At 62.5% G+C, this 21,711-nt stretch carries 19 protein-coding genes; 10 read left to right on the top strand and 9 right to left on the bottom strand.

The features are described 5' to 3' along the window. Nucleotides 1–2 precede the first annotated feature (2 nt). The gene (locus tag V1286_RS32775; RefSeq protein WP_334486958.1) at nucleotides 3–1,094 is read right to left on the bottom strand and encodes a citrate synthase/methylcitrate synthase; all 1,092 of its coding nucleotides are present in this window, start codon (nucleotides 1,092–1,094) and stop codon (nucleotides 3–5) included. Nucleotides 1,095–1,168: 74 nt separating this feature from the next. Here V1286_RS32775 and V1286_RS32770 point away from each other — a divergent pair, with 74 nt between their 5' ends. Further along, on the top strand, nucleotides 1,169–2,386 hold the full coding sequence (locus V1286_RS32770) for a citrate synthase family protein (RefSeq protein ID WP_334486956.1): 1,218 nt from the start codon (nucleotides 1,169–1,171) through the stop codon (nucleotides 2,384–2,386). Here the strand turns inward: V1286_RS32770 and V1286_RS32765 are convergent. Continuing rightward, complete coding sequence (locus tag V1286_RS32765) at nucleotides 2,344–3,072, bottom strand: DedA family protein (RefSeq protein ID WP_334490054.1); 729 nt, start codon at nucleotides 3,070–3,072, stop codon at nucleotides 2,344–2,346. The two genes, V1286_RS32770 and V1286_RS32765, sit on opposite strands and share 43 nt — an antisense overlap. Nucleotides 3,073–3,374: 302 nt before the next feature. On the opposite strand from V1286_RS32765, the gene cobS reads away from it, so the two are divergent. From cobS to V1286_RS32735, 6 genes are all read left to right on the top strand, one after another. Further along, nucleotides 3,375–4,373, top strand: a complete 999-nt coding sequence (cobS, locus tag V1286_RS32760; RefSeq protein WP_334494715.1) for a cobaltochelatase subunit CobS — start codon at nucleotides 3,375–3,377, stop codon at nucleotides 4,371–4,373. 154 nt (nucleotides 4,374–4,527) lie between these two features. Then, on the top strand, nucleotides 4,528–6,429 hold the full coding sequence (gene cobT / locus V1286_RS32755) for a cobaltochelatase subunit CobT (RefSeq protein WP_334486951.1): 1,902 nt from the start codon (nucleotides 4,528–4,530) through the stop codon (nucleotides 6,427–6,429). A 61-nt stretch (nucleotides 6,430–6,490) separates the two neighbouring features. Further along, a complete protein-coding gene (locus tag V1286_RS32750; protein WP_334486948.1) occupies nucleotides 6,491–7,501 on the top strand; it encodes an esterase-like activity of phytase family protein in 1,011 nt (336 codons plus the stop codon). 56 nt (nucleotides 7,502–7,557) lie between these two features. Beyond that, entirely contained in the window at nucleotides 7,558–8,520 is a 963-nt protein-coding gene (locus tag V1286_RS32745; protein WP_334486946.1) for a Bug family tripartite tricarboxylate transporter substrate binding protein, read from the top strand. A gap of 90 nt (nucleotides 8,521–8,610) precedes the next feature. Beyond that, nucleotides 8,611–9,723, top strand: coding sequence for an NADH:flavin oxidoreductase/NADH oxidase (locus tag V1286_RS32740; protein WP_334486944.1), 1,113 nt, complete (start codon nucleotides 8,611–8,613; stop codon nucleotides 9,721–9,723). A 129-nt stretch (nucleotides 9,724–9,852) separates the two neighbouring features. After that, complete coding sequence (locus V1286_RS32735; RefSeq protein ID WP_334486941.1) at nucleotides 9,853–10,953, top strand: LLM class flavin-dependent oxidoreductase; 1,101 nt, start codon at nucleotides 9,853–9,855, stop codon at nucleotides 10,951–10,953. A 200-nt stretch (nucleotides 10,954–11,153) separates the two neighbouring features. On the opposite strand, the gene V1286_RS32730 is transcribed toward V1286_RS32735, so the two are convergent. From V1286_RS32730 to V1286_RS32705, 6 genes are all read right to left on the bottom strand, one after another. Further along, complete coding sequence (locus tag V1286_RS32730; protein ID WP_334486938.1) at nucleotides 11,154–12,278, bottom strand: DUF2336 domain-containing protein; 1,125 nt, start codon at nucleotides 12,276–12,278, stop codon at nucleotides 11,154–11,156. Between the two features lie 387 nt (nucleotides 12,279–12,665). Further along, nucleotides 12,666–13,958 (bottom strand): DUF2235 domain-containing protein, encoded by a 1,293-nt coding sequence (locus V1286_RS32725; protein ID WP_334486935.1) that lies wholly within the window; start codon nucleotides 13,956–13,958, stop codon nucleotides 12,666–12,668. Between the two features lie 157 nt (nucleotides 13,959–14,115). Then, entirely contained in the window at nucleotides 14,116–16,074 is a 1,959-nt protein-coding gene (locus V1286_RS32720) for a DUF3732 domain-containing protein (RefSeq protein WP_334486932.1), read from the bottom strand. Next, nucleotides 16,074–16,586 (bottom strand): three component ABC system middle component, encoded by a 513-nt coding sequence (locus tag V1286_RS32715; RefSeq protein WP_334486929.1) that lies wholly within the window; start codon nucleotides 16,584–16,586, stop codon nucleotides 16,074–16,076. The genes V1286_RS32720 and V1286_RS32715 overlap by 1 nt, the downstream gene beginning before the upstream one ends. Beyond that, entirely contained in the window at nucleotides 16,586–17,743 is a 1,158-nt protein-coding gene (locus V1286_RS32710) for an ABC-three component system protein (RefSeq protein ID WP_334486926.1), read from the bottom strand. The genes V1286_RS32715 and V1286_RS32710 overlap by 1 nt, the downstream gene beginning before the upstream one ends. Nucleotides 17,744–18,006: 263 nt before the next feature. Continuing rightward, nucleotides 18,007–18,744 (bottom strand): hypothetical protein, encoded by a 738-nt coding sequence (locus tag V1286_RS32705; protein ID WP_334486924.1) that lies wholly within the window; start codon nucleotides 18,742–18,744, stop codon nucleotides 18,007–18,009. Between the two features lie 209 nt (nucleotides 18,745–18,953). On the opposite strand from V1286_RS32705, the gene V1286_RS32700 reads away from it, so the two are divergent. Both V1286_RS32700 and V1286_RS32695 read left to right on the top strand, forming a co-directional pair. Further along, on the top strand, nucleotides 18,954–19,190 hold the full coding sequence (locus V1286_RS32700) for a DUF1902 domain-containing protein (protein ID WP_334486922.1): 237 nt from the start codon (nucleotides 18,954–18,956) through the stop codon (nucleotides 19,188–19,190). A 1-nt stretch (nucleotide 19,191) separates the two neighbouring features. Beyond that, a complete protein-coding gene (locus V1286_RS32695) occupies nucleotides 19,192–19,389 on the top strand; it encodes a type II toxin-antitoxin system HicA family toxin (protein ID WP_334486920.1) in 198 nt (65 codons plus the stop codon). A 140-nt stretch (nucleotides 19,390–19,529) separates the two neighbouring features. Here the strand turns inward: V1286_RS32695 and rpmB are convergent, their stop codons facing one another. Beyond that, entirely contained in the window at nucleotides 19,530–19,838 is a 309-nt protein-coding gene (gene rpmB / locus V1286_RS32690; RefSeq protein WP_057855003.1) for a 50S ribosomal protein L28, read from the bottom strand. Between the two features lie 477 nt (nucleotides 19,839–20,315). Here rpmB and V1286_RS32685 point away from each other — a divergent pair, with 477 nt between their 5' ends. Beyond that, nucleotides 20,316–21,194: a DUF3108 domain-containing protein gene (locus V1286_RS32685; protein ID WP_417021206.1), complete on the top strand. Its 879-nt coding sequence runs from the start codon at nucleotides 20,316–20,318 to the stop codon at nucleotides 21,192–21,194. The last annotated feature ends 517 nt before the right edge of the window (nucleotides 21,195–21,711 follow it).

The raw sequence follows: 21,711 nt of genomic DNA, 5'->3' as shown, positions 1-21,711 counted from the left end.
AATCACCCCGGCATTGCCCCGATATAGGCCGAACTCGGCCGGATCAGCCTGCCGCCGCGCTGCTGCTCGCGGGCATGCGCGGTCCAGCCGGCGGCGCGCGCGACCGCGAAGATCGGCGTAAACGCCTGCCGCGGGATTTTCAACGCGTCGAGCAGGATCGCGGTAAAGAACTCCACATTGGTGTCGAGTGGGCGCTCCGGATTTTTCCGCCGCAGCGCGTCGCGGATGTAGGCCTCAACCTCGCCGGCAAAGGGTAAGTCGGCGCCGTCTCCGGCAAGCCGCGCGATCGCGTCCTTCAGCACATCGGCGCGTGGATCGCGGACGCGATAGACGCGGTGGCCGAATCCCATCAGCCGCTCGCCGCGGGCCAGCGCACTGTCGACCCACGGCTTGATGCGCTCGGTCGAGCCGATCGCATCAAGCATTTCCAGCACCGGCTCCGGGGCGCCGCCATGCAGCGGGCCGGTCAGCGCGCAATAGCCGGCGGTAACGGCTGCGAACAAATCCGCCTGCGTCGAGGCCACCACCCGCGTGGTGAAGGTCGACGCGTTCATGCCGTGGTCGCACACCGTGACGAAGTAGGTGTCCAGCGCGGTGATCTCGCGCGGTTCGGCCTTGCGGCCGCGCAGCATCGACAGCGTGTCGGCGGCATGGCCAAGGGTCGGGTCGGGCGCGATCGGGTCCTCGCCTTTGGCCCGATGCAGCAGCGCGCCCGCAATCACAGGCAACGCGCCGACGATGGTCGCCTCGTGCTCAAGTCCGCTCTCGCCGCGCAGGCCGGCAACGGCTGCGCGAAAGCCGTCGACAATCGACATGCCACGCGTTGCCGGCAGCAATTCGGGTAGCCGTGCGAATGCGCGTTCCCGCGCAGCACCGAGCCTCGAGCGCACATTGGCCTCGTTGAGCGAGGTTCCCATTGCGGCCTTCCACAGCCGCGCGGTCACGCCTTCAAAACTCGACTTGCCCGCGAGGTCGCCGACCCGTTCGCCGGCGATGATCAGTTCGCCGCGCTCGCCGTCGACATGGCTGAGGACGGTTTCGGCGGCCGGAATGCCGTCCAGCCCGATCGGGGTCTTGGAAATCTGCATGTTCATGGGGGCTCTCCTTTGTCTGCTGTCAAAGGTCGGGCCCCTCGACAGATTGATCAATCTTGATTATGTAAATCAATATGAAAAAATCCGCCGGCCTTTACCTCTCGGCCCGCGAGGCCTCCGCCGAACTCGCGATCTCGCAGGCGACGCTCTACGCTTATGTTAGCCGCGGGCTGATCCGCTCGGAGCCGTCGCAGGATTCCCGCAGCCACCGCTACCGGGCCGAGGACGTCCGCACGCTGAAGGAGCGGCGCACGCCAGCGCCCGAACCTCGTGGCATGCGCAGCTTCGACGCCGATCTGCCGGTCATGGATTCGGCGGTCGCGACCATCACCGAGGACGGGCCGATCTATCGCGGCGTCAATTGCGTCGACCTCGCCGAGCGCGACACGCTCGAACATGCGGCGACCTTGTTGTGGGACGTCACCGGCGCCGATCCGTTCGAGCAGGACAATTGCCCCGTCGTTTCGGACGAAATGCGCGCGGTCGCTGACGCCACGCGCGGGGCGAATGCGATCGATCGCGCCATCGCCGTGCTCGCGCTCGCAGCCAGTGCCGACCCGCGGGCGTTCACCCGGGCGCCCGAGGGGCGCGCGATGCTCGGCGGCCGCATCATGCGGCTCGTGGTCGCGACCATGCTGAACGCCAAATCCTCGGCAAAACCGCTTCATTTGCAGATCGCGCGCGTCTGGGCGCCGGAGCACAAGCACGCTGCCGATCTGATCCGCCGCGCGCTGGTGCTGCTGGCCGATCATGAGCTGAATGCCTCGACCTTCACCGTGCGCTGCGCGGCCTCGACCGGCTTGAACCTCTATGACGCTATTATCGCCGGCCTCGTCGCGTTGAAGGGCCCGAAGCACGGCGGCGCCGGCGTGCTGGCGGCGCAGCTCCTGAAGACGCTCGCCAATGGCGAGGTCGCGCCCGTCATCCGCGAGCGCGTCGCGCTCGGCGAACGCTTCGCGGGCTTTGGCCATGGGGTCTACAAGCACGGCGATCCCCGCGCATGGGCGCTACTGGAAGCGCTGGCGCGCTCCGGGGCTGACCGCAAGCTCACCCATGAAATCCCTGACCGTATCGCGGAGGCGACCGGCGAATTCGTCAATATCGACTATGCCCTCGCGGTGCTGGTGCACACGCTCGGCCTGCCGCCCGGCCATGAGCTGGTGCTGTTCTCGATGGCGCGCACGGTGGGGTGGATCGCGCATGCCTGCGAGCAATTGCAGCATGGCCGGTTGATCCGGCCCCGCGCCCGCTACGTCGGTCCGGCGCCAGGGCGCGGTCCCGGCAAGGCCTGATCTGAGGAGGCCTGATCTGAAGCGGCCTTGTCTGAAGAGGCCTTGTCTGAAGAGGCCTTGCCGATCCGGCGGCGGCGCAGCGTCCAGACGCCGAGCGCGACGATCGCTGATGCGAACACGGCCAGCATCCACAGATGTTTGCCGGTGTGCTGTTGGTGGGGCAGGCCGGCATATTCATGCAATGCCGAGACCGCGAGCACGCCAGGCAGCACATGCGCCAACGCCCAGGCGAGCACCGCGGGAATATTGACGCCGAAGAAAAGCATCGGCGGCATCCCGAGCGCGCCCGCCGTCACCGGCACGAAGGCGCGGATCGGCGGCACAAAGCGCGCGAAAAAGACGGCGAGTGTTCCCCAGCGGTGGAAGAACGCCTCGCTCTGCGCCATCACAGCTGGATATCGCGACATCGGCCAGGCGCCCAGAATTTCGCGCTGCGAGCGATGGCCGGCCCAGAACGCCGAGCCGTCGCCGAGCAGGGCGCCGGCGATCGCGGTCGCCAGCACACCCCACAGCTTCAGTTCGCCGCCGGGCACCAGCGCGCTCAGGGCAAGGATGATGGTCGAGCCCGGCACCAGCGCCCCCACTATCGGGATCGCCTCCAGCAGGGCCGCGAGAAATAGCGTCAGATAGGCCAGCCACGGATGAGCCGAAACGAACGCAATCACGGGATCGAGGAATGAAGTCACAATCATGCCGTCCGTTAGGTGGGTCGCCTGAACTCAGCTACCAAGCCCGCCCAGGGGCCGGAAGTGCCGCGACCTCCGGTTTTGAGCCTGGCGGGGCGGTCAAGCCGGCAAAAGTGCGGCGTGATTCGCAGGGCAGCCCTCCAAAAACCTGATACACGACCTATCTCAATGATAAAGCAACGGAACTTTGATTGCGCCGCGGGCTTCTGCCGGCCCCTGCTCTCTGCTAGGTTTGTATTAGCCCCCATCCGCAGCCATTCAACAGATCTGGTTTCGGGACCGCCCGGGACCTCGGAGGATTGATGACGACCGCCGCCATGAGCAAAGTTTCGGAGCCCGCCGGTATGCCCGACATGAAGGTGTCGGTCCGGCAGGTTTTCGGTATCGACAGCGATCTCGAAGTGCCGGCCTATTCCGAGGTCGACCCGCATGTGCCGGAAGTCGATTCGGACTACCGCTTCGACCGCGCCACCACGCTCGCGATCCTCGCCGGTTTTGCCAAGAATCGCCGCGTCATGGTCACCGGCTATCACGGCACCGGCAAATCGACCCACATCGAGCAGGTTGCGGCGCGGCTGAACTGGCCCTGCGTGCGCGTCAACCTCGACAGCCACATCAGCCGTATCGACCTGGTCGGCAAGGACTCGATCGTCGTCAGGGAAGGCAAGCAGGTCACCGAATTCCGCGACGGCATCCTGCCCTGGGCGCTGCAGCACAACATCGCGCTGGTGTTCGACGAATACGACGCCGGCCGCCCGGACGTGATGTTCGTGATCCAGCGCGTGCTGGAAGTTTCCGGCCGCCTGACGCTTTTGGACCAGAACAAGGTGATCAAGCCGCACCCGGCGTTCCGGCTGTTCTCGACCGCCAACACGGTCGGTCTCGGCGATACGTCGGGCCTCTATCACGGCACCCAGCAGATCAACCAGGGCCAGATGGACCGCTGGTCGATCGTCACGACGCTGAACTATCTGGCGCATGACGAGGAAGTCGAGATCGTGCTTTCGAAGGCGCATCACTACCGCACGACGGAAGGCCGCGACATCGTCAACAAGATGGTGCGGCTTGCCGACCTGACCCGCAACGCGTTCGCCAATGGCGACCTGTCGACGGTGATGAGCCCGCGCACGGTGATCACCTGGGCCGAGAACGCCGACATCTTCGGCGACATCGGCTTTGCGTTCCGCGTCACCTTCCTCAACAAGTGCGACGAGCTGGAGCGGCCGCTGGTGGCCGAATTCTATCAGCGCTGCTTCAACCAGGAACTGCCGGAGTCGGCGGTGAACGTGGCGCTGTCCTAGTGTCGTCCCCGCCTAGTGCGCAATTGCGCACGGGGCGCGGGGACCCATACGCCGCGGCCCTTCGGTAGAGTGATGGTGTTAGAGATCGGGAAATAACGACCGCTGGTGATTATGGGTCCCTGCGTTCGCAGGGACGACGGCGGTGAAGGTGGTCATGACGACGTCCAATCAAAAATTCCGTACCGGATCCAAGGAAGCCCCGACCGAGCCGTTCAAGCGCGCGGTGACCTCATGCCTGCGTGCGATCGCAAGGGCGCCGGAACTGGAAGTGACGTTCGCGGCCGAGCGTCCGGGTCTCGCGCCGGGCAAGGCGCGGTTGCCGGAGCCGGCCCGCAAGATGACCAAACGCGATGCGGCCATCGTGCGCGGCCATTCCGACTCGATCGCGCTGAAGCTCGCCTGTCACGATCCCAAGGTGCACCGCAAGCTGATGCCGGGAAATCCGCAGGCGCGCGGTGTATTCGAGGCGGTGGAGCAGGCGCGCGTCGAGGCGATCGGCTCGCGTCGGATGGCGGGCGTGGCGAAAAACCTGACCGCGATGCTCGACGATCATTTCCATCGCGGCAAATATGACGAGATCACCGATCGCGCCGATGCGCCGCTGTCGGACGCGCTGGCGATGCTGGTGCGCGAGCGATTGACGGGCCTCGCGCCGCCCACGGCGGCCAAGAAGATGGTCGACCTCTGGCGGCCGGTGCTGGAAGACAAGATCGGCGCCAGGCTCGACAAGCTCAGCCGCGTCACCGAGGACCAGGCGAAGTTCGGCGATCTCGTGCATGACCTGCTGTCGGCGCTCGATCTCGGCGACGAGCGCGATGCGGACGCCGATGACGAGGAGAACGACGAGAATCAGGACGGCGAGAGCGACCAGTCCGGCGCCGAGGGCTCTCCCGATTCCGATGCCGCGCAGGAAATGAGCGCCGATCAGGCGCAGGCCTCCACCGACGAAATGTCTGAGAGCGCGATGGAGAGCGCGCAGGCCTCCACATCAGACACGTTCGACGACGGAGAACTCGGCGACGACGAGACGCCGGGCGAGGCGACGCGGCCGAATACGCGCGGCGTCAACGAGCCGCGCGGACCGGAATATCATGCCTTCGCGCCGAAGTTCGACGAGGTGATCGCGGCGGAAGATCTCTGCGACCATGACGAACTGGAACGGCTGCGCAGCTATCTCGACAAGCAGCTCGCGCATCTGCAGGGCATCGTAGCGCGGCTGGCCAACCGGCTGCAGCGCCGGCTGATGGCGCAGCAGAACCGCGCCTGGGAATTCGATCTCGAGGAAGGCATTCTCGATCCGGCGCGGCTGTCGCGCGTGGTCACTGATCCCTATCATCCGCTGTCCTTCATGCATGAGAAGGAAGCGACCTTCCGCGATACGGTCGTAACGCTGCTGCTGGACAATTCCGGCTCGATGCGCGGCCGCCCGATCACGGTGGCGGCGACCTGTGCCGATATTCTGGCGCGCACGCTTGAGCGTTGCGGCGTCAAGGTTGAGATTCTGGGCTTCACCACGCGCGCCTGGAAGGGTGGGCAGTCGCGCGAGGCGTGGCTCGCGGCCGGCAAGCCGGCCAATCCCGGCCGGCTCAACGATCTCAGGCACATCATTTATAAGTCTGCGGACGCGCCCTGGCGGCGTTCGCGCAAGAATCTCGGCTTGATGATGCGCGAGGGGCTCCTGAAGGAGAACATCGACGGCGAGGCGCTGGACTGGGCCCACAAGCGGCTGCTCGGCCGGGCCGAACAACGCAAGATCCTGATGATGATTTCGGACGGTGCGCCGGTCGACGATTCCACGCTGTCGGTCAATCCCGGCAATTACCTCGAGCGGCACCTGCGCCACATCATCGAGGAGATCGAGACCCGCTCGCCGGTCGAACTGATCGCGATCGGCATCGGTCACGACGTCACGCGCTACTATCGCCGTGCCGTCACCATCGTCGATGCCGAGGAGCTCGGCGGCGCCATCACCGAAAAGCTCGCCGAACTGTTCAGCGAGACCCAAGGCGCCGCGCCCGCCACGGGCCACCACCGGCCGCGCCGGTTGCATTCGTGAGAGCATGCGCCCGCTCATAGGCCGCCGCCGCCTTTTGAAATATGCAGCGGCGGGGCTTTCGATGACGGCCATGCCCGCCATCGCGGCTGCGCAAACGGCCGTTCAGCGGCCCCCGAAGCAGACCGGTCCCGACGAATTCTCGGTCACCGCGCCGGTCTCGATCGAGGTCAATGCCCGGCCGTTGCCCTCGTTCGATACCCGCGACCGGTCGCGTCTGCGGTTTGGCGAACTCGAATATCGCAGCGGGCTCATCCTGACTTCGCGGTTTCGCGGCTTCGGCGGATTGTCGGGTCTGCGGCTCGATGCAAAGGGCGAGCGCTTCATCGCGATCAGCGACAAGGGAGGCTGGTTCACGGGGCGCATTGTCTACAAGGGCCGCGAGATGACCGGGCTGGACGACGTCGAGGCCTCGCCGATGCTCGGTCCCGACGGCAAGCCGATCACCTCGCGCGGCTGGTTCGATACCGAGGCGTTCGCGCTCGACGGCTCGCTGGTTTATGTCGGCCTCGAACGCGTCAATCAGATACTGCGCTTCGACTTCGCCAAGGGATTTACGCGCGCGCATGGCGAATTGATTCAGTTGCCGCTCGGCGTGCGCAAGCTGCCCTACAACAAGGGAATCGAGGCGCTTGTCGTGGTGCCGAAGGGCCTGCCGCTGGCGGGAACGCTGATCGCGATCTCCGAACGCGGGCTCGATGCGCAGGGCAACATCACAGCCTTCCTGATCGGCAAGACGCTGGGGCTGTTCAGTATTCGCCGCACCGACAATTTCGATGTCAGCGATGCGGTGCTGCTGCCGTCCGGCAGCCTGTTGCTGCTGGAGCGAAAATTCTCCTGGCTCGGCGGGGTGGGCATCCGCATCCGCCGCGTTGCGCTTGCCTCCCTGGTCCCCGGCGCTGTCATCGACGGGCCTTCGATCTTCGAGGCCGATCTCGGCCACGAGATCGACAACATGGAAGGTATCGACGTCCACGTCACGCCGGAGGGCGATACAGTGCTGACGCTGGTCTCCGACGACAATTTTTCGATGATCCAGCGCAATCTGCTGCTGCAATTCACGCTCGTGGAGTGAGTAGGCGAAAGCGGAATGGTTCTTGCATCGCTCCGGGCGATAAACCGGAGTTTTTGATGTACAAGTCCCTTCGCGTTATTTGCGTGCTGACCAGCTTTTTTACCGCCACCACCGCACATGCCGAAGGCTGGCCGTCGCGGCTGATCAAGGCGACCATTCCGTTCGGCGCCGGCAGCGCGGCCGATGTGGTGCCGCGGCTGGTGTTCGAACGTCTCGCGGCCGAACTCGGCCAGCCCATCGTGATCGAAAACCGCGCCGGCGCCGGCGGTGCGCTCGGTTCGGCGCTGGTCGCGAAAGCCGAGCCCGATGGCTACAGCATTCTCGCCCAATCGTCGGCGCTGGCGATTGCGCCGGCTATTTTCCCGAGCGCGACTTTCGACGCCACCCGGGATCTCGCCTCGGTACTGATGATCGGATCCAGCGCCAACGTGATGATCGTGCCGAACGTGCGACCCTGGAAAACCATTCAGGACTTTATCGCAGACGCCAGGGCCAAACCCGGCTCGATCTCGTTCGGTTCGGTAGGCATCGGCAGCGCCGTGCATATCAGCACTGAAAAATTCCGCATTGCCGCCGGTATCGAGGCGACGCACGTGCCCTATCGCGCCGGTCCCGAAGTGATCGCCGACATCATCGGCGGGCGGATCGACCTGTATTTCTGCCCGCTCTCGACCGCGCTGCCTTTGATCCGCGACGGCCAGGTGCGCGCGCTGGTGGTCTCGACGGCGAAACGCGTCGCCGACCTGCCCGACGTGCCGACGCCGGTCGAGATCGGATTGAAGGACGCCGACAGCGCGATCTGGTTCGGCGTGTTCGCCCCAGCGAAGACGCCGCCCGATATCGTCGAGCGGCTGCATGCGGCCGGCGCGAAGGTGCTGACCGATCCGGCCATGCAGGCGAATCTTTCGAAACTTGGCATCGAGCCGATGCCGATGAAGCCGGCCGACATGGACGAGCTTGTGAAGCGCGAGACGGCGGCCAATCTCGAGCTGATCAAGGCGGCGGGCATCAAGCCGTAGGGGGAGGGTTGCAATCCCGGCGGGTTGAGGAGAGGGGAGCTGCTCGCTAGATATTAAGGGTCGCTTTCTCTCCCGTCTGGACCCCATCCCATGAGCGCTCTGTTTACCCCGATCAAGCTGCGCGGCCTTAACCTTGCCAACCGCATCATGGTGGCGCCGATGTGCCAGTATTCGTCCGTCGACGGCGAGGCCAATGACTGGCACTTCACCCACATCAATTCGCTGGCGCTGTCGGGGGCTGCGATCTTCTGCATCGAGGCGACGGCGGTCGAGGCGAGCGGCCGCATCACGCCCGGCTGCCTTGGCCTCTACAACGACGCCACCGAAGCCGCGCTGAAGCCGATCCTGGCCTCGGTGCGCAAGCGCTCGAAGGCCGCGGTGATGATCCAGCTCGCGCATGCCGGCCGCAAGGCCTCGAGCCACACGCCGTGGGAGGGCGGGCAACTGATCCCGGTGACTGAGGGCGGCTGGCGGGCAGAGGGGCCCTCGGCGATCCCGCACAAGGCGAGCGAGACGCCGCCTTTGGCGTTCGACGCGGCAGGACTTAAGCGCGTGCGCGACGCCTTCGTGGCGGCGGCGAAGCGCGCCGAGCGGCTCGGCATCGACGCCATCGAGGTGCACTCCGCGCACGGCTATCTCCTGCATCAGTTCCTGTCGCCGATCGCCAACCAGCGCACCGACCAATATGGCGGCTCCTTGCAGAACCGCATGCGCTTTCCGCTCGAAGTGTTCGACGCGGTGCGCGAGGCGTTTCCGCAATCCAAGCCGGTAGGATTGCGGGTGTCCTGCACCGACTGGGTCGAGGGCGGTTGGGATCTGGCGCAGACCATCGAGTTTGCGCGCGAATTGAAGGGCCGCGGCGTCGACTGGATCGACGCGTCCTCGGGCGGCGTCTCGCCGCTGCAAAAAATTCCGCTCGGCCCCGGCTACCAGGTGCCGTTCGCGCAGGCGATCCGCGAGGCGACTGGCCTTCCCACCATCGCCGTCGGCCTGATCACGGAAGCCAGGCAGGCCGAGGAGATCGTAGCCTCCGGCAAAGCCGACATGGTCGCGCTCGCCCGCGCCATGCTCTACGACCCGCGCTGGGGCTGGCATGCCGCGGCCGAACTCGGCGGCGAGGTTTCCGCCCCGCCGCAATACTGGCGCTCGCAACCCTCGACGCAAAAGGCGCTGTTCGGCGCTACGACGTTCGGGACGAGGTAGCGCGTCACTCCGCCGCGCGAACCTCTGCCCATCCGTTTCGTCATATCTCAGCCACACGCGTCGCGTGCTATGCTCTCGCTTGCGCGCGACAGACGCGTTTTGAAAAAATGAACAGCGAGAGGACACCCCATGGAGATCGGATATTTCACGATGCCGTCCCATCCGCCGGAGTGCGGGTTGAAGGAGGGGCACGACTGGGACCTGCAGACGCTGCGATGGCTCGATGAGCTCGGCTATCAGGAAGCCTGGATCGGCGAGCATCACACCGCACCGTGGGAGCCGCATCCCTCGCCCGATCTCATTCTCGCGCAGGCGTTTTTGCAGACCAAAAATATCCGCCTCGGCCCCGGCGGCTTTCTCTTGCCCTACCACCACCCGGCCGAACTCGCCAACCGCGTCGCCATGCTCGATCACCTCTCCGAGGGGCGGCTGAATTTCGGCGTCGCGGCAAGCGGCCTGCCGAGCGACTGGGCGATGTTCAACGTCGACGGCATGTCCGGCCAGAACCGCGACATGACGCGGGAGGCGCTGGAGATCATTTTGAAGATGTGGACCGAGGACGCACCCTGGACCCACACCGGAAAATTCTGGACGGTGAACAAGCCCGACACCATGTTCGACTTCCTCAAGCCCCACATCAAGCCGCTGCAGGCGCCGCATCCGCCGATCGGCGTCGCCGGCCTGTCCAAGGGCTCGGACACGCTCAAGCTCGCCGGCGAGCGCGGCTACATTCCGATGAGCCTCAACCTCAACCCGGCCTATGTCGGCAGTCACTGGGAATCGGTCGAGATCGGTGCCGCCAAAACCGGACGCAAGCCAAAGCGCAGCGACTGGCGGCTGGTGCGCGAGGTCTTCATCGCCGACACCGACGAGGAGGCGTGGCGGCTGTCGGTCGGCGACATGATGGGCAGGATGATGGGCGAATACTTTTTGCCTCTGCTCGGTCATTTCGGCTTCAAGGACTACCTCAAGGCCGCGCCCGACGTCGCCGACTCCGACGTCACGGTCGAATATTGCGCCCGCAACAACTGGATCGTCGGCTCGCCCGCGACCGTCACCGAGAAGATCGAAAAAATCTATCATGAGGTCGGCGGCTTCGGCACGCTGCTGGTGTTCGGCTTCGACTACAAGCACAAGCCGGAGGCGTGGCATAATTCGCTGCGCCTGCTGAAGCAGGAAGTGATGCCGCGGCTGAAGCATCTCGACGCGGACCTGACCCGCGCGGCGTGACGACGCTTCCTTCTCCCCTTGTGGGAGAAGGTGGATCGCTGGCGCGCAGCGGCGGCGAGCCGGATGAGGGGTTCTCTCCGCGGAGATAGACCCCTCATCCGCCTCCGCTTCGCTCCGGCACCTTCTCCCACAAGGGGAGAAGGGAAGTAAGCGCTGCGCTCGCAATGACGGAGCATGCGGATGCGGCGTCGCACATCCGCTCAATTCGGCTTCGGCGGCGCGTCGGCGGCGCGGACCTGCCAGAATTTCAGCAAGCGCCGGGCGCTTTCGACCGTCAGCTTGCCATATTGCTCTTTTGCCTTCGCGAGTTCATGGCGGCCCATGCTCCCCGAAGCGAAGCGGCTGTCGAGCACGGCGGCGACTGTTTCCCAATTCAATCCGGCGACGCGGCAGGGGATCAGCACGCCGTCGTCGCGCAGGCTCTGCATCACAGGGCGGATCACGTCGATAGTCGAGCCTGATAATTCGGCAAGCGCTGCAACCGTCTCGGCGTATTTCCGCTCTTTCGCAAACGCCAATAGCGCCGGCTCGCTGAGCTTGCCGTGCTTGGCAAGTGCGGCGACGAAGCGGCGGGCGGCGGCGAAATCGCGCGTGCGCGACATTTCGCGGTTGGCGCCGGCAGCGGCAAGCGCAATCGCGCTCCGGATTTCCTCGAACAGATGCGGCGGCGCGCGTGACAGCAGCCGCGTGCGCACAACCTCGGTGGCGCTGCGCAGCAATTGCTGGCGCTGCTCGGGCGGCAGGTCGACGCGAATGCCGGTCTCGACCGCCAGATGAGGATCGCTTTCCGCCTGCTTCAGCACGATGGCATAGCCCGCCGCCGACATCCGCGCGCCGGGATTGGTGACCAGCCGCAGGCTGACGGAAGGGTAATGCCGCTTCAGCAGCGCGTCGGTGACGATTTCGGTCAGCCACCAGCGCCCGGAGATTGCGAGCAGATGCTGCTCGCCCTTGGTTTGCGCGAGCTCGAGCAGATCGTCGGCCGTCAGCCGCGCCGATTCGGTCAGCACGGGACGGGCGATTGTAATCTCGTCATTGTTCGCCAGGCGGCGGACCACGGCCGGCGGCGCCTGCTTGATGGAGGCGAGCTGCGTGCTCATTTCGGCGAGCGCGATGCGCGCGGAGACATCGGCCAGCGCGCGCAGTTCGACGGTCCGGATCAGCCGTTCGAGTACGTCGCCGAACAGCTCGATCTGTTCGCCGGAATAGCCGTCGGCGGACTCTAGAAACAGGTCGGTGACCTGCCTCAGCGTATCCAGATGTTTTTCGGTCGAGCCGGCCTGGATGGCCGCTTCGACTTCATCGGCGATCGATCGTTCCAACATCGCTCGTCCTGAGCGTTTGAAGCCGGTTCTGGCAGCGGAGCGTCGAGAATAGGGGGCAGAGTTGAACGATCCGTTAACCCTTTGGGTCGCGGGCGGGCTGGAATGTGGCCGCAAGATTGCGGGAGTGGTCGGCCAATGGCCGAGTGGTGCGGCGGCGCTTCCGTAGGATGGGTGGAGCCAACGGGTCCGGCCTTTGGCCGGCCCGATGATAAACTCCGCGATACCCATCACGCCTCCGCGTAGGGATTGATGGGTTTCGCTGCGCTCTACCCATCCTACGAACCCGCGCTCTATCCACGTCATTGCGAGCGAAGCGAAGCAATCCATTCTTTCTTTACGCGGCGCGATGGATTGCTTCGCTTCGCTCGCAATGACGGGGAGAGAGCATCAACCCGCCGCTTCCTCCTCCGCCTCCGCGCTCCCATGCGCCGGGGGCACCGGCATCGGAAACTTCTCGTACTGCTTCGGCAGGTTCACCGGCCGGTAGCTCGGCATCGCGTCCATGCGGAGCAGCGCGGATTCGTGGATGGTGGCGCCGTCAGGAATGAAGCGCGGTTCGGCGTCCGGGATGTAATAGCCGAAATGGACTTTGCGCGCCGGCCACTCCTTGTACTTCGCGCTCTTTGGCAAATATTCGAGGATCCACCACGCCCCTCGCAGCGACTCGTGCAGCTCGCCGCGCACATCGGGCGCGACATAGGAGAACGGTGAGCCCTTGCGCTGAATGCCCCAGGCGAGCTGGTTGACGGTGGCCTGGTTAACCCCGAGCCCGCATTTCGTCGCCTCGTCGATCATCCACAGCAGCGGATATTTGGAAAGCCCGCTTTGCTTTTCCGGATAGCCGCCGCCAACGTCATCATGCACGCCGGCGAACCACACCTGCAAGATATCCTGCGGCTCGGCATGCGCATCGTTGAAGCGGTTGTGCTTGAAGGTCTGCGGGTCGTCCCACTTCTTGAGGCGGAACATGCAGCGCCGCTCGTCCATTGAGATCGCCTGCCGGAACGTCTGCACGCTCGGGTTCGAAATCGTGAACGCCAGCTCCTCCAGGCTCGGCCAATAGAAGCGATCGGCCCGCGGCACGATCACGCTCGCGACCGTATCCCAGACGCCGACGAAGCGGATGGTGGGCCAGCGGGATGAAGTGATGCGCGCGAATTGCGCGGCGTTGTCGAACGCGGTCTGCGGCAGCGGCCCCAGCGCGTCGCCGGTCTCGGTGAGCAGCTTGTGCTCGGCCCGCAGCTTCGGCGCCTCGTCGGAGGAGAACTGCTTGTAGGCGATCAGCCCCGAGCCTGCGAGATTGACCTGCTCCGGCGTGATCAGGCCAATTTTGTGAATCAGCCCCGCCAGCACCCGCACGGTATAGGCGCCGCGGGAAAAGCCGAACAGATAGATCTGGTCGCCGGTCTGATAATTGTGGACCAGGAAGGCATAGGCCGCGAGCACGTTGTCATCGAGCCCATAGCCGGTGGCGAGCCCCAGGATGGCGTTGAAATCCTGCCTCAACTGGTGCCACGGGTCCGGCCGCTCCAGCGTGCCGACCCCCGGATCGTAAAACACGAGCTGCCGCGGGGACGTCTTCTCCGTCTTGCGCAGGCAGCGATAGAGCTTCAGGACGTTGGAGATGTTCTCGGAGATTTCGTTGCCGGTGCCGTCGCAGCAGATGATGATGTTTCGCATGGGGGACTCGCCGGGGAAATTGGGATGCTACCTTGGCGAGTATAGCGTGGATTTGGGAATTGTTCAGTATCAATGTCCGCAGCGCAGCGGACGAGGGCTCGTTCGTTGTTGGAAATGCGACGGAAAACCAGAAAAGATGACTATCCGGCTATAGTCATCACTGACTAAGCCACTCGGTGGGGACCAGTGCGTTGCCGCGCCATTCCTCGGTAAGGTCCACACCGGCGAGTCCACCCCAAACGTCCTGATCAGCATGATCTAGGACAATAATCTGAAGGCGTCCGCCTGCGGCTTTGACCTCATCGCCGAGCAAAGCGAAGACTTTTCGGACAGCAACAATGTCTTGGTCCCTCAGTAAAACACCATCCAGATCCTCCTCACTGGCCGTTCGCTTCGGAAAATAGACTTGGCTCGGCTGATCATAGATGAGCAGTCCCGGCACGAAATGATTTGGTTCAGCCAGAAAAAACTTCTGTAACGCGAGCGTCAATGCCACATGATACGCAAGCCAGTTCGCGCCACTGCCTATCTCCCAGAGATAATCGTCCCTGCTGCCGCGTATGATCTTGACCGTTAAATCTTCCACAATGAGGCGCACTGGCGCGTCTGGCCATTCAGCATCGAGCCGCGGAACAAGCTGACTTGTGGAGTTTTCGATCCTGCTAAGCGCGTTGTTTAGTTTGCGGCGGATTTCGGCTTCGGAAATTATTCTTTGTAATTGCTCGATCTGCGTACGCAGCTTCGCGATCTCGTCGCGTAAGTCGGATGATTGATCAGCTCGATCGTATAGCTGCAACGCCTGCTCCAGGCGTCCAAGAAAACGCTCGATTCGGTCAAAATGATCTGCAGCTTCCTTTGCAGCATCGGAGTCGCGCTCAAGACCCGTAATCTCGGCCCGAATTTCGTTCAACCTGCTAAGCACGTCCTCGGCTGAGGAGCGCTGACGCAACATTTCCTTGTCGAGAGTGTCGGATAGGCTGGGATGCGATTTGAGCCTTACCTCCAAGGCATCAAGATTGTCACAGAGAACCATCAGTTGATCGCGTCCACCCTGTCCCAACTTGACAATTGGGTCCTCGGGTTCAGTGTCGACCATATCTCGAAGCCAGTTCGCGAGGGAGAGCCGATCTCGCTGAATATGCATGGCTCCTCCATAGGCTTCGCTGCTCTCTAACAATCGTCGCAGCTCATTAAGCCGTTGCCGGTGCTCACTTAGCTTGGCCGCGACCTCGCTCTCTTCGCTTCGAAGTCTCTCTAACCGACTGAGGGTCACATCTATTCCAGCAAGCGTTGGTCGGGCATTTCGGCTGTTGCTGGCGACAATGCGCCGAAGGATATCTACGACGCTGGGCCAGTCCGCCGGTATGACTTGGTCGGCGGGCCGTAAACCTAGTTCGATTGCCTGTCTAAGCCAGCCCTGCGCCTCAAGCTGCCAAGCCGAAGTTGCCGACACTATCGCCCTTAATTCCGTCTCTTTGCGTCGCAGAATGCGATTCAGTCGATCTAGCTCAAACCTCGCTTGCAATACAGCGCCCGTTATTGCTCCTAGTATGTAGGGAAAAATCGTCTTTAGTTTCTCGCGATGTTCCGTGGTGTCTGCCTTGAAAAACATTACGTCGGGATTAGCAACGATGTTCTGGGGCTGAAAGGTAAAGGCCATCAGATCACGAAAGCTCGGGCGTGATTTGAATCCGTTTTCCGTACCAGGTTCAAATTCGAGGTTGGTCAAACCCGCCAGCCTGTTCAACATATTTTTTACGGTATCAAGGTTGGTGTTTTTCTCTTCGATGCGTGTGGGGACTTCAATTTGTGGGGCCTCAATGAGGACCATATCGCCAGTCTTCTGCTGGTCACCAGGTTCGCGCCTTGCCAGAAGCTTTTGCCCTTCGACTGTCTCGACGATTATTCCGAACCAACCGCAATTTTCACGGATAACGCCGACGGGGATGGCGCACTTGTCTGCTCCCAAGCAGTAGTCAATGATAGGAATTACCGCCGATTTTCCGGTCTTGGAGGCTCCGCTAATGACGTTTACGTGGCCGGGCTGGAATGTAACCACACGAGGTGGTGCATCGATGCGAGGCCATAAGATGAGCTTGCGAAGCTGAAAGTACATTAGAACTCCACAGCTAGCGTAGATGTAATTTGATGCAGGCCTAGTTTTGAAAACCAGTAGCCGACCTTTTCGGGAGCGCCTGAAAAACCTTTTATCCGTTCTGGCAGTACGGGCTTTCGAACGCTGGATTCAGGTGAATTGGCGCGGATGGTTGTTGCAGCATAGTCTAGTGTTAAGAGGCGCTGCGCTGTACCCATCGCGATTGATTGTAACGTAAGCCGCCTAAGTGCGAGCGCCCGCTCGTGCACTGCAAGGAGATTTTCGCGTTCTTGCCCCAATTTGGCGGCGAACAGAGCTAACCCTGATGCTCTTTGAGTTGAATTAATGATTGCCAAAGTCGGCCGGTGCAACACAAGGGGCAGAACAAGGAACGTGAGCAGAAATGATGCAGGGCGGCTGTCCTCACTCTGAAATCCTAATCCGAAGCGCCAAATAGCGAATGCGCCCAATGCGGGATTTTGAACGATCTCGATCTCGCTTAGAGACGATGAACTCACTAAAGAATCAGCCATTAGCTATCCTCAACCAATAGAGATTTGTAATCTGGATGCCATCCAATCTGCATGGAGTCGGCCAAGGCATTGAAACATCCATGCACAAAATGCGCAGGGACCGCGCGACCGTCCAGCGGCGCCTGCAACTGTGCGCAGCGGCGGTAGCTTTGGCGCCCTCTAAATTGAGGATCTTTTTCCGAATAAACGTCAGAAATTTCACCGCATATCAGAGCATGCCGTCGCACAAGGTCGTCATCCCAGTCCCGTAAGCTTGCTTCAAACACTTGGCCGGTTTCGGCCCATACAGACTTGTCGGCGGATGTCCGTAAAAGATCGCTGACCGCCCTAACGCGATCTTCCTGACTTGTCTTAATGATCTCGAGTTGACGAATAAACGTTGGATGCGTTGACAGTACAGCGGCGACCTCATCTTGCGCTGGCGCTGACGCAAAGGACGTGAGCAAGCCGGGCAGATTGTTCTTCTTCACAAAGCTGATGAAGTTGGCTTTGAAAGTGTTGCCGTCGATCAGGGCCGGCTTACCATCGCGTATTAATTTGTCCGCCTGCTCCTTCGCCATGCCGATTGCGGAGTGACACAGGATGTCAACTATATCAGGCGCAACTGTTGCCTTGATAAGAGTACGCAGGGCCTCAATGGGATCATCCTCGCTCACCACACTGAAGCGCGTCACGATGGCAACGCGGTCATTCTCGGGGGCATCGAAAAAGCGTTGTAAGTAAGGATCACAGGCCAATTTTTTCTTCGCGTATTTAGCCTTTATTTTCTCGACAAGGTCGGCGACTTCCCCGGCGGAGTTGGCGCTGCTGAGCGCCTGTGCCCATTCCCCTGTTCGCAGGGGCGTTACGTAGAGTCGAAATTGAGAATGGTGTGGGACAATCGTATTGTTCGATGCGCTGTTGAGCCAATTTGCTATCGTTTTCCATAAGTCCGCCGCCCAATCCGAGAGCGGATTTTGCTTCAGCGCGCTCTTAGTCTGTTCGAGAGTAACAGAGCCGTCCGGATTGTGGATGGCTACATCGTCCAAATACTCAAGCGAGACGCGTGCATCTTTCGGACAAGTTAGCAAATGATAGCAGAGGCGCACCGGCTGTAGCGCAAAGCCCAAATATGGTCCGGGTGCAGCATGCTTTACGGCTTTAGCAACGACGTTCATCCCCCGCCCCACTGATGGACTAAAGTCAGAAACCGAGGCCTATTATTATGCACGCCACGGTTGCCTACGCGTATCACGCGAAACATAGGCTGATACTTGCTAATTGGGGAGTCTTAAGGCGTCAATTGTCCAGCCTTCCCTAATTCGACGCCACCGCAAACGACAAATGCGGCATCATCCGACTCGGCCGCCCCGTAGTCTTAAAACTCTAGCGCGCAAAACCACCATGATTAGATGAGCCATGCACGCCGCCGCGCATCGTTCTATGTCCCCGCCGGTCCTTGATTAACGTCCACCACATGCCGATCCTGTCCGACGGTGATAACAATCGTGTAGCTCTTCTGGCCGCCGGCCTGATCGGTCGGGGGCGCAATGTGCAACTGGCCGCCATACCATTCACCGGGCATGAGCGTGTTGTCCTTGATGACCGTCTGCTCAAGCGTAGCCATGTTGCGTTGGCCCGTTTCGATGGTGGCGGCGAACATGGCCTCGTTCTGAACGGCGGCGTTGTTCTGTGCGATCACGGCGGCTGTCGGGCTGTAGAAAGTGCCGGAGCGACCGCTTGGTGTTGTGTAGCTTCCGTGGCCTGCCTGAGAGGCGCTGTAGGCGTTCGCAGCGCCGGCAACGCCAGCGAGAACCGCTCGTGCCACCTGCCGGTTTTTTTCTTCCTGCTGCAGCATTTCGAACGTGACGATCTGCATTCCGAAGTCGGAGCCGCCGACGTGCTGGATGGCTTCGACCTGGGCGACACGAAATTCGGTGGGCTGCTTTCCGACGTTGTTGATGCCGACGACAAACACCGGCCGTCCGTTCGCTTGCAGTTGACGCGATGCTGGACGGACCAGCACCAGCGAATGTTTCTGGCGTGAAACGAGCGCCGGTTGCCCGTCACGCATCATCGCCTGTTGCTGTGGATTGGAAGCGCGAAACGCAATGGTTTCGCCGTTTGAAACGCAGCCGCCCAACGCAGCGCACAGCGCCACGATTCCCAGATTCCGCATGACAGAGCCCCCAGACCCGTCGGGGATACAATCGCAACCGCAAGGGGTGGGCAAGGGGGAATGCGCGTGTGTCCTCACCGTGGAAATACGGTGCTTCGGCGCTGCTCTCGCTCTGGTTCATGCCACCTCCCGCGCAGGGTGGCGGCATGCTATATATGCCCTGCAAGGGCGCGCCTTGGTGCGGCCCGGTGAGGTGAGGCAGAGCCGATATGTCGAAACCGGTTATCTTTACCATCTCCGCGACCTGGGACGATGAAGCCTCGGTGTGGAGCGGACATTGCGACGACATTCCCGCCGCCGCCGACGGAGCCACGCTCGACGAATTGCTGGCGAAGATATCGGCGATGGCGCTCGACCTGCTGCCCGACAATCATCCCGACGTCGATCCGGCGTCGTTATTCCTGCAGATCACCGCGCTGCGTGAAGCTGAGCCGGCCGCCGCCTGAAATGGCTCCGCAATTCGACAAGCCGTTGCGCGACCTGCTGCGCGCCGCAGGGTGCTTGCTGGTCCGGCAGGGCAAAGGCAGCCACGAAATCTGGCACAGCCCGATCACCAAACGGAATTTTCCGGTGCCCGTGGGCATTCCGAGCCGACACACCGCGAATGCGATTTTGCGTCAGGCCGGATTGCCGAAGGCGTTCTGAGTCAGCGCGGCAAGTAAGACGTGGATGGCCGGGCCAAGCCCGGCCATGACGAATCGCGAGTGAGGGGAGTGCTCAACCAAAAGCGGCCGAGTCTTTCGACCCGGCCGCTTCAAACTCTGATCCGCCGATGTAGCTAAAACTCAGCTCGCCTTCTTCACGAACACCGGCTTGCCGACCTTCTTCTCGATCGCGCGCTTGAGATCCAGCGCGCGGGGGGAGAGCACGTCGGCCTTGGCCTTGATCAAATACGCATCGAGGCCGCCATTGTGGTCGACGCTCTTGAGCGCATTGGTCGAGACGCGCAGGCGCACGTTGCGGGCGAGGGCGTCCGAGATGAAGGTGACGTTGACCAGGTTCGGCAGGAAGCGCCGCTTGGTCTTGATGTTCGAGTGGCTCACCTTGTGGCCCACCTGGGGGCCCTTGGCCGTCAGTTCGCAGCGCCGGGACATTGCAAAATCCTCTTCCATCCCCGCCATAGGCAAGCGCATCTCGCGGCTGCGCGGGGGTCCAAAATCGCGTCCATTTCCAGGAACTGCGGTCGTATAGGGGGAGATCGCCATCCGGTCAAGGTTTTTGGGCGGCGGGAGCTCCGTTCCGGGGCCCAAGTCCCTTGTTTTGACGCGTTTTCTTCACGCGAGGCGGAAGTCCACCGAGGGACCCAAGTCCGGGGCAGGCCCCGTTTGAAAACGCCATGCTCAGAATCAGCCGGTTTCCAAGGGGTTCCAGCCACTTAAGGGATCATATAAAGGGCGCAATCCCCGCCGACACCATGGCTTTCGTTAAGTAGGCCTTTGGCCTTCCGCAAAAGAGGCGGGCGGCGACGAGAGGTCTGATAGGCGTGGTTTTTGCCAAACCTTGCGCGTTGATTGCCGGATATGTCTGCCTACATGAACATCAGCTCGCGCCGATCCCGGGACAATCCATTCGTGACCGCCAAATGCGCCGTTTCGCACCCCCCAAGGCTCGCCTCAAGAAGGCTCGCCTCAAGGCTCGTTTTTGGCCTGTGCGCCGCCGCGTGCCTCTGGCTCGCGCCGCAGGCGGCTTCCGCGCAGGGGCGGCTGGATGCGCAGTATGAGGCGACGCTGGCGGGCATTCCGGTCGGCAAGGGGGCCTGGACCATCGAAATCGGCGACGACACGTTTTCGGCCGCCGCCCAGGGCGGCACCGCAGGCCTCCTGAAGGCGTTTTCCGGCGGCACGGGCTCGGGCGCCAGCCAGGGCCGGGTCGTCAACGGCGCGCTGGTCGCGAATGCCTATACCGCCACCACCACGACGCAGAAGAAGTCCGAAACCATCCGCCTCGTGCTGACCAACGGCAATGTGAAGGATTTTTCGATCGATCCGGCGCCGCCGGTCGATCCGGACCGCATCGTCGTCACCGACGCGCACCGCAAGAACGTACTCGATCCCATGACCGGCTCGATGCTGCGCGTGCCGGGGAATGGCGAGGTGCTGAGCCCGGATTCCTGCCGCACCGGCGCGGGGATCTTCGACGGGCGCATGCGCTACGACCTCAAGCTCGATTACAAGCGCATGGAAACAGTGAAGGCCGAGCGGGGCTATCACGGGCCGGCGCTGGTCTGCGCCATCTACTTCACGCCGGTCGCGGGCTACATCCCCGATCGCCCCGTGATCAAATATCTCGCCACCGAACGCAAAATCGAGATCGCCTTCGTGCCGATCGCGGGAACCCGCGTCCTGGTTCCATTCCGCATGACGATTCCGACGCCGTTCGGCCTGGCGATGCTGGAGGCGACGTCGTTCGTGACGACGGCAGCGCCGCCGAGGGTGGCGAAGACGAATTGAGCCTGGAAGCGGCGCGCGCCCTTTCTTCCTTCTCCCCTTGTGGGAGAAGGTGGCGCGAAGCGCCGGATGAGGGGTTCTCTCCACGGGCGGGACTCGCGGAGAGAACCCCTCACCCGTCTCAATCGCGCTTTTGCGCGATTGATCCACCCTCTCCCACAAGGGGAGAGGGGGACACCGAGCCCGCGGGAATCCTGTTGACTCTTACCCCATTCTGATTCGACTCCGGTCTTTAAGAATTTCACCCTCACACCGCCGCTTGTGGAGCCCGTGTAAACTTGATCTAGTGCCGCCCCGGGCGGGTCAGCGCGAGATGTTGCGGTGAACGTATCGGGTTTCGGGAGGAGTCAGCGATTCGGGCGCGTTTCGTTCCAGACTCGTTCCAGAGCTTAAGCCGCGACCGCATCGCCGTCGCAAAGTGAAACAGAATCGGCGGGATGGCGCCGAGGAACCAGAAGGGCTTCCTGTCATTGCGAGGAGCGTAGCGACGAAGCAATCCATTCCTCCGCTTGCCGCGCTA

The organism is Bradyrhizobium algeriense, from assembly GCF_036924595.1.
GTDB classification, from domain to species: Bacteria; Pseudomonadota; Alphaproteobacteria; order Rhizobiales; family Xanthobacteraceae; genus Bradyrhizobium; species Bradyrhizobium algeriense.
The sequence above is the reverse complement of the archived record's forward strand: the minus strand, read 5'-3'. Positions and strand labels throughout refer to the sequence as shown.